At 68.1% G+C, this 14,704-nt stretch carries 15 protein-coding genes; 7 read left to right on the plus strand and 8 right to left on the minus strand.

Going from position 1 to position 14,704, the window contains the following annotated elements; translation table 11 throughout:
* Positions 1-65: 65 nt before the first annotated feature.
* The 6 genes from KF796_21410 to KF796_21435 form a co-directional block, all read right to left on the minus strand.
* Complete coding sequence (locus tag KF796_21410; GenBank protein ID MBX3589198.1) at positions 66-524, minus strand: hypothetical protein; 459 nt, start codon at positions 522-524, stop codon at positions 66-68.
* A 51-nt stretch (positions 525-575) separates the two neighbouring features.
* Positions 576-2,495: a molecular chaperone HtpG gene (gene htpG, locus KF796_21415; protein ID MBX3589199.1), complete on the minus strand. Its 1,920-nt coding sequence runs from the start codon at positions 2,493-2,495 to the stop codon at positions 576-578.
* A 117-nt stretch (positions 2,496-2,612) separates the two neighbouring features.
* Positions 2,613-2,909, minus strand: a complete 297-nt coding sequence (locus KF796_21420) for a DUF4148 domain-containing protein (GenBank protein MBX3589200.1) — start codon at positions 2,907-2,909, stop codon at positions 2,613-2,615.
* 150 nt (positions 2,910-3,059) lie between these two features.
* Complete coding sequence (locus KF796_21425; GenBank protein ID MBX3589201.1) at positions 3,060-4,400, minus strand: two-component sensor histidine kinase; 1,341 nt, start codon at positions 4,398-4,400, stop codon at positions 3,060-3,062.
* The gene (locus tag KF796_21430; GenBank protein ID MBX3589202.1) at positions 4,397-5,107 is read right to left on the minus strand and encodes a response regulator transcription factor; all 711 of its coding nucleotides are present in this window, start codon (positions 5,105-5,107) and stop codon (positions 4,397-4,399) included. Before KF796_21430 ends, KF796_21425 begins: the two co-directional genes overlap by 4 nt.
* Positions 5,108-5,110: 3 nt before the next feature.
* Positions 5,111-5,512 carry a hypothetical protein gene (locus KF796_21435; protein MBX3589203.1) on the minus strand — a complete coding sequence of 134 codons (402 nt, stop codon included), beginning with the start codon at positions 5,510-5,512 and terminating at the stop codon, positions 5,111-5,113.
* A 297-nt stretch (positions 5,513-5,809) separates the two neighbouring features.
* Between KF796_21435 and KF796_21440 the strand changes: the two genes are divergently transcribed.
* Genes KF796_21440 through KF796_21465 form a run of 6 tightly spaced genes read left to right on the plus strand, consistent with a single transcriptional unit; the run spans position 5,810 to position 11,674 of the window.
* A complete protein-coding gene (locus tag KF796_21440; GenBank protein MBX3589204.1) occupies positions 5,810-6,250 on the plus strand; it encodes a spore coat protein U domain-containing protein in 441 nt (146 codons plus the stop codon).
* Between the two features lie 13 nt (positions 6,251-6,263).
* The gene (locus KF796_21445) at positions 6,264-6,722 is read left to right on the plus strand and encodes a hypothetical protein (protein ID MBX3589205.1); all 459 of its coding nucleotides are present in this window, start codon (positions 6,264-6,266) and stop codon (positions 6,720-6,722) included.
* 2 nt (positions 6,723-6,724) lie between these two features.
* A complete protein-coding gene (locus KF796_21450; protein ID MBX3589206.1) occupies positions 6,725-7,456 on the plus strand; it encodes a molecular chaperone in 732 nt (243 codons plus the stop codon).
* Between the two features lie 12 nt (positions 7,457-7,468).
* Positions 7,469-9,850, plus strand: coding sequence for a fimbrial biogenesis outer membrane usher protein (locus tag KF796_21455; protein ID MBX3589207.1), 2,382 nt, complete (start codon positions 7,469-7,471; stop codon positions 9,848-9,850).
* Positions 9,847-10,740, plus strand: coding sequence for a spore coat protein U domain-containing protein (locus tag KF796_21460; GenBank protein MBX3589208.1), 894 nt, complete (start codon positions 9,847-9,849; stop codon positions 10,738-10,740). Before KF796_21455 ends, KF796_21460 begins: the two co-directional genes overlap by 4 nt.
* A gap of 31 nt (positions 10,741-10,771) precedes the next feature.
* Positions 10,772-11,674: a spore coat protein U domain-containing protein gene (locus KF796_21465; protein ID MBX3589209.1), complete on the plus strand. Its 903-nt coding sequence runs from the start codon at positions 10,772-10,774 to the stop codon at positions 11,672-11,674.
* Positions 11,675-11,692: 18 nt separating this feature from the next.
* On the opposite strand, the gene KF796_21470 is transcribed toward KF796_21465, so the two are convergent.
* The gene (locus KF796_21470) at positions 11,693-12,523 is read right to left on the minus strand and encodes an rRNA pseudouridine synthase (protein ID MBX3589210.1); all 831 of its coding nucleotides are present in this window, start codon (positions 12,521-12,523) and stop codon (positions 11,693-11,695) included.
* Positions 12,524-12,576: 53 nt separating this feature from the next.
* Positions 12,577-13,296 carry a Crp/Fnr family transcriptional regulator gene (locus tag KF796_21475; protein MBX3589211.1) on the minus strand — a complete coding sequence of 240 codons (720 nt, stop codon included), beginning with the start codon at positions 13,294-13,296 and terminating at the stop codon, positions 12,577-12,579.
* A 132-nt stretch (positions 13,297-13,428) separates the two neighbouring features.
* Between KF796_21475 and KF796_21480 the strand changes: the two genes are divergently transcribed.
* Positions 13,429-14,589, plus strand: a complete 1,161-nt coding sequence (locus KF796_21480; GenBank protein ID MBX3589212.1) for an ABC transporter substrate-binding protein — start codon at positions 13,429-13,431, stop codon at positions 14,587-14,589.
* The last annotated feature ends 115 nt before the right edge of the window (positions 14,590-14,704 follow it).

The raw sequence follows: 14,704 nt of genomic DNA on the forward strand, positions 1-14,704 counted from the left end.
GAGGCCCCTGGACTCCAACCCTGATAAGTACAAAATCAGCCGTTTTCAGGCCTTTTTGAGCTTCTTCAGGGCGCCACCAGGTCCCCCGCGCTGAAATTTCGCTGCGCCTGGTCTCGCACTTGCGTGGGCGGCGCTGCGGTGCGCAGCACGCCGCCCGAGCTGGCGTTGACGCCCACGCTCGCAGGGCCCACGGCCACGGTGCCGCCCACGCCCACGCTGCCATTGGCCTGGCCCCGGGCATTGACGCCCACGCCGGCAGTGACCGGGCCCACATTGGCGCCCACGTTGCCGTTGAGGCCGCCCGAGCCGGCCGACACGCCCACCGAGCCCCCCACGCCGCCCACCGACGCGCCCACGTTGCCGCTGACGCCGCCGGTGCCCACGCCCAGCCCGATGGACACGGGCCCGATGGGCACGCTCAGGTTGAGCCCCACGGAACTGCAGCCGGCCAGCCCCACGGCAAGGGCCGCCAGGGCGGCCCAAGCCAGGGGGCGGTGGGTGGTGGTGGCAGGGGTGCGCGGCATGCGCGCGATTCTAGGCGCGCGCTGCCAGACGTGCCAGCCTGGGCGCCAGCCTCACAGCAGCAGGGCGTTGACGCGCTTGACGTAGGCGGCGGGGTCGTCGGGCAGGCCGCCCTCGGCCAGCAGCGCCTGGTCAAACAGGATGTGGGCCAGGTCGTTGAAGTGCACCGAGCCGTCGAGCTTTTTCACCAGCGCATGCTCGGCGTTCACTTCAAGCACGGGCTTGACCTCGGGCGCGCTCTGGCCCGCGGCCTTGAGCATGCGCGACAGCTGCAGGCTCATGCCGTGGTCCTTCACCACCAGGCAGGCCGGCGAGTCCACCAGGCGCGTGGTCACGCGCACGTCGTCGGCCTTGTCCTTGAGCGCTTCCTTGAGCTTGGCCAGCACGGGCTTGAAGGCTTCGGCGGCTTCCTCGGCGGCCTTCTTTTCCTCGTCGTCCTGCAGCTTGCCCAGGTCCACCGCGCCCTTGGCCACGCTTTGCAGGGGCGTGCCGTCAAACTCGGTGAGAAAGCTCAGCGCCCACTCATCGACGCGGTCGGTCATGAGCAGCACCTCGATGCCCTTCTTGCGGAACACCTCGATCTGCGGGCTGTTGCGGGCCCCGGCCAGGGTGTCGGCGGTAATGTAGTAGATGGCCTCCTGGCCTTCCTTCATGCGGGCCTTGTAGTCGGCCAGCGAGACGCTCACCGTGTCGCTGGTGGTGGAGGCAAAGCGCAGCAGCTTGGCCAGGCGCTCGCGGTTGCCGGTGTCCTCGCCCAGGCCTTCCTTGAGCACGGCGCCAAACTCGGCGTAGAACTTGCCGTACTTGGCCTTGTCTTCGTCCGTGGCGTCTTCGGCCTTTTCCTGCCTGGCCAGGTCCTCGAGCATGGACAGCACGCGCTTGGTGCTGCCCTCGCGGATGGCCTTCACGTCGCGGCTTTCCTGCAGCAGCTCGCGGCTCACGTTCAACGGCAGGTCAGCCGAGTCGATCACGCCCTTGACGAAGCGCAGGTAGGTGGGCATGAGTGCCTCGGCGTCGTCCATGATGAACACGCGCTTGACGTAGAGCTTGACGCCGGCCTTCTTGTCGCGGTTCCACAAGTCAAACGGCGCCTTGCCGGGGATGAACAGCAGCTGGGTGTATTCGGTGCTGCCCTCCACGCGGTTGTGGCTCCAGGCCAGCGGGGCTTCAAAGTCGTGGCTGATGGCCTTGTAGAACTCGGCGTACTGCTCGTCGCTGATGTCCTTCTTGGGGCGGGTCCACAGGGCACTGGCCTGGTTGACGGTTTCCCACTCGTCGGTGAGCACCATTTCGCCGCCCTTGCCCTCTTCGCCTTCCTTCCACTCTTCCTTGCGCATCTGGATGGGCAGGGCAATGTGGTCGGAGTATTTGCCGATGATGTCCTTCAGGCGCCAGGTGTTGAGGTAGTCGGTGGCGTCGTCGCGCAGGTGCAGCGTGACGCTGGTGCCGCGCTGCGGGCGCTCGATGGTCTCGACTTCAAAGTCACCGGCGCCGCCGCTGATCCAGCGCACGCCTTCGCTGGCGGGCGCGCCGGCGCGGCGCGATTCCACGGTGATCTTGTCGGCCACGATGAAGCCCGAGTAAAAACCCACGCCAAACTGGCCGATGAGCTGGCCCTGCTCGGCGGCGTTGGCCTTCTGGTCGCTGCTGAGCTTGCCCATGAACTCACGGGTGCCGCTCTTGGCGATGGTGCCCAGGTTGTCAATGGCTTCCTGCTGCGACAGGCCGATGCCGTTGTCGGCAATGGTGAGGGTCTTGGCGTCCTTGTCAAAGCTCACGCGCACCTCGAGCGTGGGCGCGTCCTCGTACAGCGCGCTGTTGTTCAGGGCTTCAAAGCGCAGCTTGTCGCAGGCGTCGGAGGCGTTGGACACCAGCTCGCGCAGGAAGATTTCCTTGTTGGAATACAGCGAATGGGTGACGAGGTGCAGCAGCTGCGCCACCTCGGCCTGGAATGACAGGGTTTGCTTGCTCATGGTCTTGATTCAATGGCTGGGGACAAAACGAAACGCCCCTGAATTAGGGGCGCTCGTGCGATTTTCAAGACCGGATTATCGCGGGTTCCGGGGCAGCGGCCGCGGGCCGCGCCGCCCTTACAGGCTCAGTTCGCCGCTGGGGATCTGGCCCAGGCGCAGGGCTTGCGCGGCTTCGGCGCGAACCGTGGCCACGTCCAGGCCCGACTTCAGCGGGGCTGCCACGCGCGAGCCCGAGGGCACGGTGTCATGGGTGTGGGCCACGATGACGGCCTCGGCCTGCACTTCGGCGCGGGTGCGCGTGCTTTCGGTTTGCACGGCGAACTGGCTGGAAGCGTCGGGCGTTTCGGCGCGGACACCGGTGGAAGCGAGGGCAGCGAAGGCGGCAATGGCGATGAGGGCAGAAGACTTGTTCATGATGAGACCTTTTCAGTGAGTGGTTGAAACCGGGTTGTTCGGTTGTAGCGGGGGCTTTTTTCTGCTCCTGCGTCAACCGTGATCTCACTGTAGGTGGGCTGAATTAGCGCCCTCTGAGCGGAAACTTAGGCCGGGGTTAGCCGGCCTGTTTCAGCATGTTTCGACGCGCGCGATCAGGCCGTTGGCATCGCTGCGGTTGCGCAGCGACAACTGCATGCCGCAGCGCTGCGCGGCGCCGCGCGCAATGGCCAGGCCCAGGCCGTTGCCGCGCACATCGGTGCCGGGCACGCGGAAGAAGCGGTCAAACACGCGCTCCATCAGCTCGGGCGGAATGCCGGGGCCGCTGTCGATGACCTCGATCACCAACCGGTCGCCCTCTTCGGCCAGCCGAACGTCCACCACGCCGCCCTCCGGCGTGTAGCGCAGCGCGTTCTCGATCAGGTTGTCCAGCACGCTGCGCAGGTCGGCCACGGGGCAGCGCAGCGCCACATGGCTCACGCTGGTGGGCAGCAGCCCCAGGTCAATGTGCTTCTGCTCGGCCAGCAGGATCAGCCCGTTGACGCTTTCGCGCAGCACGGCGGTCACGTCCACGTCGGACTGCGCGGCGTCGCCGGCCGTGGCCTCCTGGCGCGACAGGCGCAGCAGCTGGTCGACCAGCCGCTGGGCCCGCTGCACGCCCTGCTCGAGCTGCTTGAAGCGCTCCTGGGTCTCGCCGCAGCACACGTCGCCGCGCAGGGTTTCCAGCTGCAGGCCAATGGCCGCAATGGGCGTGCGCAGCTCGTGCGCGGCGTCCTGCACAAAACGGCGCTGGGTGGTGAAGGCCGTGCGCAGCCGCCCCAGCAGGCTGTTGAACGACATCACCAGCGGCGTGATCTCGCGCGGCACATGGGTCAGCGGCAGCTCGGCAATGGTGTTCTCGTCCTGCGTGGCGGCCTGGCGCGCGATGTCGCCAATGGCGCGCGAGATCATTTCCACCACGCCCCACAGCACCAGCCACGACAGCAGCAGCAGCAGGATCACGGGCGAGATCACGCCCAGTGCGCGCCCCGCGGCCAGGTGGGCGCGGAATGAATCGCTTTGCACCACCTGCACATGCTGGGCCCCGGGCGTGTCGGCCACGAACACGCGCCAGCCTTCACCGCCGGCGCGCACGTCGTGGAAGCCGGGCGTCTGGATGTAGTCCACGCGCAGCTCGGGCAACGAGCTGGATTCAAGCGCCTGGCCCGAACCAAAGAGCTGCACGGCGTAGGTGCCCCACTCGTGCACCTGCTGGCGGCTGACCGGGGGCAGCGAGGGCGGCGTGCGCTGCGAGACCAGCGAGGTGGCCAGCAGCGTCATCTGGTCGTCCATGAAGGCGGTGACCATGTTGGAGTAGGTCCAGTAGGCCCCGGCGGCCGAGACCGTGCCGACCAGCCCGAACACCGGCAGCAGCCACATCATGAGCACGCCGCGCAGCGAGCACATGCGCCCTGAGGGAAAGACGCGGATCATGGCGCGCCCTCCTGCGGCGCCGCGGTGCCCGATGCGGTGGCGGCCACCGACGCCGTGACCGCGCGCCAGCCCAGGCCGCGCACGTTGCGGATGGCGTCGGGCCCGAGCTTCTTGCGCATGCCGTGGATCAACACGTCCACCGCATTGCTCATGACTTCCTCGCCCCAGCCGTAGATGCGGTTCTCGAGCTGCTCGCGCGAGAGGATGGCGCCCGGGCGCTCCAGCAGCGCGTGCAGCAGCGAGAACTCGCGCGCCGACAGCGCCGAGCGCTCGCCGCGCACCAGCACCTCGCGCGTGGTCAGGTCCAGCTGCAGGTCGCCGGCGCCGATCACCGAGTGGGCCGCGCCGTCACGCCGGCGGATCACCGCGCGCATGCGCGCCAGCAGCTCGCGGAATTCATAGGGCTTGAGCAGGTAGTCGTCGGCGCCCAGGTCCAGCCCGGCAATGCGGTCATCGAGCCCGTCGCGCGCGGTCAGCACCAGCACCGGCGTGGCATTGCCCTGGGCGCGGGCCTTTTGCAGCACCTCGGTGCCGTCGCGCTTGGGCAGGCCCAGGTCGAGCAGCACGCAGGCGTAGTCACCATCGGCCATGGCGCTTTGGGCCAGCAGCCCGTCCTTGACCCAGTCCACCGACCAGCCATTGGCCTCCAGCGCCTGTGACAGGCTGCGCCCGATCATGTCGTCGTCCTCGACCAGCAGAACCCGCATTCATCACTCCCGTCGGTAAGGCAAGGCCCCGTCCCAGCGCGCCTGCTGCAGCGCCGCGTGCAGGAACATCAGACCGGCCGCGGCAACCAGGCCCAGGGCCAGGCCATCAACCCAGGCCAGCGCCTGCAGCGCGGCAGAGGCCGGGCCGGTCAGCGCCAGCAGCACCAGCGCTGCCTTGCTGAGCAGGGCTCCAGACAATACCGCAACGCGCAGCGCGGGCACAAAGGCGGCCACCAGCAGGCCTGCCCCGAGCAGCGCCATCATGAATTGCCAGTGCAGCAGCAACGGCAGCCCGGCGTCGGGCGCGGCGCGGGCCGCCACGGCCGAGGGCATCAGGGGCAGCAGGGTCAGCAGTCCGGCCAGGACCAGCAAGGCGGGGGCAGCGCGTTCGGGTAACAGGCTCATGGCAGTCTCCAGGGCGGGGAAGCCCGTATCGTCCGCCGCTGGAATTAGACAGCCGTTAGCCGCGCCGGCACGGCCAGGCAAGTCACCCCAAAAGTAGTGTGGAAAATCACATTTCCACAAATAGAACTTTTGAATTCCATCGAGCCTCGTCAATCGGCCCAATGCGTGACATATTTGAGCAAATTCATCCTAATAAAATGTAACTTCATGATTTATAAGGGTATTTGTATTGCAAGACGTTACTGAGCCCATTACAGTCAGTCCATCGTTGGAACTTCCAGTTTAAGGAGATTGACTATGAAGAAGCTCGCTTTGGTTGCCGCCCTGGGCCTCGCCGCCATCGGAATGTCTGCCCAGGCCGCCACGGCCACCGGCAACTTCGATGTCACCATCAACCTGACCTCGGCCTGCGAAATCGCCTCGTCGCCGACAGCAGCGTTCAGCTACACCTCATTCCAGAGCACGGCGGCCACGTTCAGCAGCTCGTTCAACATCCGTTGCACCAACACGCTGCCGATCACGTCCATCACGCTGGACTCGACCTCGGTGACGGATGCCGCCACCAACCTGGCCTACACGCTGGCCCTGTCCGGCGTGCCCGCCAGCGGCACCGGCGCCAGCCAGAGCGTGAGCATCACCGGCAGCATGGCCGCCAACCAGGCCGGCACCTGCGCCACCGCGACCTGTACCAATGCCGCGTCGGCCAACAAGCAGCGGACCCTGACGATCACCTACTGATCGCCAACCCGACATGCCCCGCCTGTGCTCACTGGCCTTTGGCATTGCCGTGGGCCTGAGTGCGGCCTGCTGCCAGGCAGGCACGGCGAGTTCGTCTTTCAACGTCGAGATCACGCTGCACACGGGCCTGCAGGGCACGCCGCCCTCCGGCCAACCGGTGCCCGTGCCGCCGCTGGTGGCGGGCATCCCGGCCAACGGCATCTGCACCAGCCAGACCGACAGCGATGCGACCCACGCGCTGGTTCGCGTGGTCTGCTCAACCGGGCAATTCGTGAGCATCGACCCGTTGCCGGGCCGCCCCTTCGCGGGCACGCACGGGGGCGCTCACCGCTTTACGTTCGGCCGGGGCGTCCCGGTGGCCTCCCTGGGGCCTGACCTGAGGTTCGGCATCGGCGCGGGCACTGTCACGTCGCTGCACATCCTCAACCTGAGTGGCCGCGAGACCCCGCTGGAAATGTTGGTAAGCTTTTAAGCATGAACCACCGCATGCTCCTCCCACGACCCCTGGCCGCAGCCAGCCTGCTGCTGCTCGGCATGACGCCGGCACTGGCCGGGGTGTTCTCTGTCACGCCGGTGCGCATCTTCATGAAACCGCGTGACCGCGCCGTGGCGGTGACCCTGGTCAACGAGGGCGACGCCGAGGTCGCGCTGCAGGCCGACATCAACGCCTGGACCCAGAAGCCCGACGGCACCGACGAGCTGGTGCTGACCGAGGACATGATCCTCTCGCCCCCCATCATCAAGCTGGCCCCGCATGCCCGGCAGGTGGTGCGGCTGGCCTTGCTCAAGCCGGCCGATGCAAGCCGGCAACTGACCTATCGCATGGTGGTGCGCGAGATTCCCGAGGCCGTGGCGCCCCGCGGCAACACCATGGAGGTGCCGATCGCGCTGGCGCTGAGCCTGCCGGTATTCATCACGCCGCCCAGCGCGCGGCGCGACCTGAGCTGCGAGGCCGCGCGGCCCGACCCCCAGACCGTGCAGGCGGTCTGTAGCAATAGCGGCACCGCCTACGCCCAGATCCGCGAAATCCAGTTGCGCCGCAACGGCCAGGTGCTGGCCCGTTTTGAAGGTGGCAACTACCTGTTGCCGGGGGTGCGCAAGGCCATCGCCCTCAAGGCGGGTGAACCTGTGGCGGCCGGCACGGCAGAACTGGGGGTGGTGTTTGACGACTTCAAAACCCAGGCCTTCACGGTCACGCTGCCGTGATGACACGGATCCATGCGCACTAGACATGCGGCGCGACTGACCCTGCTCCCCCTGACCGCCGTGATGCTGGCGGCGGGCTGTTTCTCCTGCGCGCTGGCGCAGACCCCTCCCCCCCCCTCCCCCGCCCGGCCGGCCGAACGCCTCATTCCGCTGGAAGTCTCGATCAACGGCGCCGCGGGTGGCACCTGGACGCTGATGGAGCGCCAGGGCACCCTGTATGCCCCCGAAGCCGCGTTCGACGAATGGCGCGTCAAGCGGCGCGCAGCGGCCACGGGGGTCAGCTACCGCGGCGAGACCTGGTACCCGCTGGCGGCGGTGCCCGGCTTCCAGTCGCGCATGAACTTTGCCAACCAGTCGATGGAACTGGTGTTTTCGCCGGAAGCGTTCGCGGCCACGCGGCTGGCCAGCGAGGCCGAGAACCGCCCGCCGCTGTCGCCCGTGGAGCCGGCCGCGTTCGCCAACTTCGACCTGAACCTCACGCACACGGCCAGCCGGGGTGCGGCCTCCACCCGTGAACTGGGCGCATTGACCGAGCTGGGCATTGCCAACCGCTACGGGGTGCTGACCTCCAGCTTCGTGGGCCGTAACCTGGCCAGCAACGACCCGGCGCTGCCGCGCAGCACGCGGCGCCTGGAGACCACCTTCACGCGCGACTTTCCCGACAGCAACCTCACACTGCGGCTGGGCGACAGCACGACGCGCGGCGGCATGGGCGGGCGGCCCACGTACTTTGGCGGCATCCAGCTGTCGCGCAATTTCGCCCTCACCCCCGGTTTTGTGAGCCAGCCCATCCCCACGCTCAGCGGCACCTCGAGCGCGCCCAGCACGGTGGAGCTGTACGTCAACGACGTGCTGCGGCAAACCTCCAATGTGCCCACCGGGCCTTTCGCCATCGACAACTTCCCGCTGCTCACGGGCTCGGGCCAGGCCCGCCTCGTGGTGCGCGACGTGCTGGGCCGCGAGACGGTGATCGTGCAACCCTTTTTCACCCACAACACGCTGCTCGAGCAAGGTCTAAGCGACTGGAGCGTGGATGCCGGCGCGGTGCGCAGCAATCTGGGCATCAACAACGCCGACTACGGGCAGGGTTTCGTGGCGGGCGTGTGGCGCAAGGGGTTGAACAACGCGCTCACGGTGGAGGGGCGCGCCGAGCTGGGCCGCGACACCCGCGGCGTGGGCGCGGGCGCGAGCTTCGAACTGCCACTGCAGGCGCTGGGCCAGGCCGCGCTGGGCGTAAGCACCGACCGGCTGGCCGGGCGCGGCCAGCAGTGGCTGCTGGGCGTGGAGAGCGACAGCCTGCGCCATGGGTTCTCGGTGCATGCCGAGGGCGCGAGCCGCAATTTCCGCTCACTGGGGCAGGACGGGACCAGCCCTCCCAACCGGCTGGAGCTGTCGGCCAGCTACTCGTATTCATCCGAGCGTTTGGGCACCATCGGCGTGGGCCTGGCGCGGATTGCGACCTACAACAGCGGCACCATCTCGACCTACAGCGCCAACTACTCGGTGCGCGTGGGCGAGCGCGGGGCACTGACCTTCAGCGCCTCGCGCGCCTATGGCGCCAGCGCGGGCACCTCGTTCGGCGCCACCTTCACACTGCCGCTGGGCAACCAGGTGAACTCGTCCAGCAGCTTCTCGCGCCGCACCGGCTTCACGGAGGCCTACACCAGCATCAGCAAGGGCCTGTCGGGCGAGACCGGGCTGGGCTGGCGGGCACTGGGCGGCAGCCGGCGCTCGGGGGCCTATGGCGAGGCGGGCGTGTACTACCAGGGCGACAAGATGCTGCTCACCGGCGACACCAGCGTCTCGGCCAGCCAGCAGACCGTGCGGCTGGGCGCCCAGGGCGGGCTGGTGTTCATGGACGGGCGTCTGTTCCGTTCGCGCTACCTGCAGGACAGCTTCGCGCTGGTCGAGGTGCCGGGCTACCCGGACGTGGGCGTGGGCTTTCAGGGCAGTTCGCTGACCCGCACCGACGAGAACGGCCAGGCCCTGCTGCCGCGCCTGATCCCCTACCAGCGCAACAGCATCCGGCTGGACCCGACCGAGCTGCCCATCAGCGCCGAGATCGACAACATCGAACAGATCACCGTGCCGCCCTGGCGCAGTGGTGTCAAGGTCGACTTCCCGGTCCGATCGGGCCGCGCCGCCTTGCTGAAGATCGAGCTCGACGACGGAAGCCCCGCACCGGCGGGCGCGCCCATCGAACTGGTGGGCGACAAGCAAGAGTTTTTCGTGGCCCGTCGCGGCGAGGCCTTCATCACCGGGCTGCAGGCCCGCAACACGCTGCGGCTGAGCTGGAAGGGCGCCACCTGCACCTTCACCGTGGAACTGCCGCCCGGTTCCCTGGACGATATTGCACGCGTCGGTCCGCTGCGCTGCGAAGGAGTCAAGCCATGAGCATTCCCTTTTCCCTGCGCGCCGGCCTGTGCCTGGGGCTGTACGCGCTGTGCCAGGGGCCGGCGCAGGCCGCCTACAGCTGCAATGTGTCGGTCACCAGCGTGGGGGTCCTGTACACCACCACCCCGCGCAACCAGGACGCCAACGGCACCGTGACCCTGATCTGCACCCGCGCCGCCAGTGACGCCAACACCCTGACCTACCGCATCAAGGCCGACAACGGCCTGAATGCGAGCGGCAACCAGCGCCGCGTGCGCCTGGGCGCGACCAACAAACGGCTGAACTACTCGATCCGCCGCGGCACCAGCCCCGGTGGCGCGGCCACCTGCGGCAACAACAGCAACTGGAAGGCGGCCAACGGCAACAACGGCGCGATGCGGGGCACGCTGAGTTTCGGGGCCTCGCTCTCGGCCTCGGTCACCTGGGGCTACTGCGCGCGGGTGCGCGGCAACCAGGGCAGCCCCACCGGCGGCGTGTACACCGACACAGTGCAGGTGTTTGCCCAGTACCCGGGCACCAATGCGGGGGCGCTGACCTCCTCGGTGGGGCTGAATTACAGCGTGGCCGTGGGCAACCAGTGCGTGTTCAGCACGCCGCCCACGGGCATGTCGTTCAACTACACCTCGTTCAGCGCCACGCCGCAAATGGCGGTCCAGACCTTCGACCTGCGCTGCAGCGACGCGCTGCCCTGGAGCCTGGCCGTGACCCCGGCCAGCGGCAACCTGCTGGGGCTGGCCTACAGCCTGGACCTCACGCCCGACACCGGAACCGGCACGGGCGTGGACCAGAGCATCACGCTCACCGGCACGCTGCCCGCGGACCAGGCCGGCACCTGCGCCACCGGCATGTGTTCGGCCAGCCAGCCGCACACCCTCACGGTGACGTACTGATCCCCAAGGCCCCACTCCGGACAATCAGCCCATGAAACCGCGCACCTTTCTGCCCCGCAAGGCCTGGCTCATGTGCCCGGGCCTGCTACTGGCCGGCGCACCCGCCTGGGCCGCCTACGACTGCAATGTGTCCGTCACCAGCGTGGGCGTGCTCTACACCACCAGCCCGGTCAACCAGGATGCCAATGGCACTGTGACCCTGACTTGCACCCGCGCCAGCGGCGATGCCAATTCGCTGACCTACCGGATCAAGGCCGACAACGGACTGAACCCCAACGGCACCCAACGCCGCGTGCGCCGTGGCGCCACGGCCAACCGGCTCGACTACTTCCTGCGCCGCGGCACGGCGGTGGGGGGCGCCGCGAGTTGCGGCAACAGCAGCAACTGGGCCGCGCCGGTCAACGGCAATGGCTCGGTCATGCGCGACACGCTGGCATTCGGCGCCTCGCTGACCGCATCGGCCACCTGGGGTTACTGCATCCGTGTGCGTGGCAACCAGGGCAGCCCCACGGCCGGCAGCTACACCGACACCGTGCAGGTGTTCGCACAGTACCCCGGCACCAACGCGGGCGCGCTGACCTCATCGGCCTCGCTCAACTACACGGTGGGCGTGTCCAACCAGTGCGTGTTCAACACCTTTCCGAACAGCCTGGTGTTCAACTACACCTCGTTCAGCGCCACGCCCCAGGTGGCCAGCCAGGCCTTTGACCTGCGCTGCAGCAACAGCCTGCCCTGGAGCCTGGCGGTGAGCCCCGCGAGCAACACCCTGCTGGGCCTGGCCTATACGTTGGGGCTGAGTCCGGCGTCGGGCACCGGCACCGGCAACGACCAGACCATCACCCTCACGGGAACCCTGCCAGGCAACCAGTCTGGCAGCTGCGCCAGCGCCACCTGTTCGGCCTCGCAGCCGCATGTGGTGACCGTGACTTACTGAGCTGACCGCGGGCGGCGCTCAGAACCGCTCCTGCGGCCCCAGGTAGCGCCACTGCCCCACGGGCAGCTGGCCCAGCACCACGCGGCCGATGCGGATGCGCTTGAGCCCCACCACCTTGAGCCCCACCTGCTCGCACATGCGGCGGATCTGCCGCTTCTTGCCCTCGGTGAGCACAAAGCGCAGCTGCTCGGGGTTCTGCCAGTCCACGCGCGCGGGCTTGAGCGGCTGGCCGTCCAGGCTCAGGCCGTGGCGCAGCCGCGCCAGCATGGCGGGCGGGAACACCGCCTGCACGTTGGCGGTGACGGGGTCGGACTCGTCAATGGCCTGCAGTTCCTCGGCATGCTCGCCGGCGCGCACGATCTCGCCCTGGCCCAGCGTGCGCACGCGCACCAGGTATTCCTTTTCCATGACCGAGTCTTCGCCGATCAGCTGGCGCGCCACGCGCCCGTCCTGGGTCAGCACCAGCAGGCCGATGGAGTCAATGTCCAGCCGCCCCGCGGGCGCCAGGCCGCGCAGCTGCGGCGGCGAAAAGCGCATGCGGCTGCCGTCGTTGCGCCAGTGGGTGCGCGGGTTGACCAGCGTCACCGCGGGCTCGTGCCCATCCTCGGCCTGGCCGCTCACGTAGCCCATGGGCTTGTTGAGCAGGATGGTCACGCGCTGCTCCTGCTGGCCCTGGGCCTGCTTGTCCACGTCGATGCGGGCCTCGGGCCCGACCTTCAGGCCCATGGGGGCCACCTCGCCATTGACGCGCACCCAGCCCCGGGCAATCCAGTCGTCGGCCTCGCGGCGGGAGCACAGGCCCAGTTCGGCCATGCGTTTGTTCAGGCGGGTGGTCAGGGGTTCGGTCATGAAGTTGCTATGTTTTTGCTAGCGCACAGTGCCCACGGGTACTGGACTCCAGGCTATTTTGACTTGGAAGTGCCGGTGGCGCGCAGCGCCGCGAGGTCCAGGATGCGCACGCCGCCATATTCCACGCGGATGGTGCCCTGCGCCTCCAGCGCGGCCAGCGCCTCATTCACGCGCTGGCGCGACAGACCCACCAGGTAGGCCAGTTCCTGCTGGGTGATGCGCAGCACCTGGCCCACGCCGGGGTACAGCACCGGGTTGAACAGCGCGGCCAGGCTGCGCGCCACGCGCACGTCGGGGTTGTTGAGCCGGTCGATCTCGCGCGCCGCAATGAACTGGCCCAGCCGCTCGTTGAGCTGGTTCATGACAAAGCGGTTGAAGCCGATGGAGTGGTCCAGCAGCCAGTGGAAGGTGTCCACCGGCAGGCCGGCCACCACGCTCTTGCGCAGCGCCTGGATGTTGTAGCGGTAGTCCTCGCGCTTGAGCGCCGTGCCCTCGCCAAACCAGCCGCCGGGCGGCACGCCGGTGAAGGTCATGGTCTGGCCCTGGGCGTTGTCGCTGCTCATCTTGAGCAGACCCTCGACCACGCCGAACCAGTAGGTCACGGGCTTGCCGATGCGGCACACGTAGTCGCCGGGCAGGGCATTGCCGGCCACCAGCTCGGACACGGCGCGTTCGCGCTCGTCGGGCTGCAGCAGCTTGAGCCAGGGAATGCCCGCGAGTTCGTCGGCGTCGGGCCGGCGGCGGCGCTGGTGCAAGGGCAGGTCGGTCGACATGGGGGGGTGCTCTCACTCAGACAGGGAAAGTCCCGGGAGGGGACACCCCTAGATTGTCATCGAAAAGACAAGTTGATGCCAATTGAGCCTCTAGCATCGCGCTCCTGTTTTCAACGACCACGGAAGATTGCCATGACCGCGACCCCACCCGCCACCGCCCCCCTGTTGTCCCGCCGCCGCCTGATGGGCGCGCTCGCGCTGGCGCCGCTGGCAGCACCCTGGGCCGCCCGGGCCCAGGGCGGCGGCGCGCTCAAGGTCTGCCAGTCGATCGCGCTGAGCGGCCCGCTGGGCGACCTGGGCCAGGCCATGCACCAGGGCGCCAAGGCCTGCTTTGCGGGCCTGAACGCCAAGGGCGGCATCAACGGCCGCACCATCGAGCTGGTCACACAGGACGACGGCTATGACGTGAAGCGCGCGCTGGCCAATGTGGACGGCTTCATCGCCGACAAGGACACCTTTGCATTGTTCAACTGCATGGGCACGCCGATGATTGGCGCCATGCTGCCCAAGGTGGTGGAGTCGGGCATTCCGTTTTTCGCGCCCTTCTCCGGCGCGCTGCTGGCCCGGCCCAAGGCGCGCAATGTGCTGAACATCCGCGCCAGTTACCCCGACGAAGCCGAGCAGCTGGTGCAGCACCTGGCCACCATCGGCATCAAGCGCATCGCGGTGGCCTACCAGAACAACTCCTTTGGCAAGGAGGTCTGGGACGGCGCGCGCATCGCCATGGAGAAGTACAAAATCACGAGCCCGACCGCGGTGACGGTGGAGAACAACGGCGCCGATGCCGCCGCGGCCGCCGCCAGGCTGGTGGCCGCCGAGCCCGAGGCCGTGCTGGTGGGCCTGGCCGGCAAGCCGGCGGTGGACTTCATCAAGGCCATGCGCCAGCAGCGCCGCGGCCTGCCGCTGTATGCGCTGTCGGTCATGGGCTCCGCCGCCACCCTCAAGACGCTGGGCGACGACGCCACGGGCATCGCGCTGTCGCAGGTGGTGCCGCTGCCCAGCAACACCGTGGTGCCCGTGGTGCGCGAATTCCAGCAGGCCTGGAAGGCCGCGGGCGTAACGCTGGAGCCCTCGCACCTGGCGCTGGAGGGCTACATCAATGCGCGGGTGTTTGCCGAAGCGCTGCGCCGGGCCGGGCGCAATGCCACGCGCGCGGGCTTCATCGACGCGGCCTGGAACATGAAGCACTTTGACCTCGGCGGCTTCGAGGCCAACTTCACCGAGCCGGGCAACAGCGCCTCGCGCTTCATCGAGCTGACCATGGTGGCGCGCGACGGGCGCTTCCTGCGTTGATGGGCCGGGCGCGGGTCTGCCCCATGAGGAAAGGCCCTACTAGGACATTCCCCAAGAATGTCGTCGAAAAGACAACATAACGTCAAAGTAGTGCCTACGATCCGCAACAGTTGGT

Source organism: Ramlibacter sp. (genome assembly GCA_019635435.1).
In the GTDB taxonomy this organism is placed as follows: Bacteria; Pseudomonadota; Gammaproteobacteria; order Burkholderiales; family Burkholderiaceae_C; genus JAHBZM01.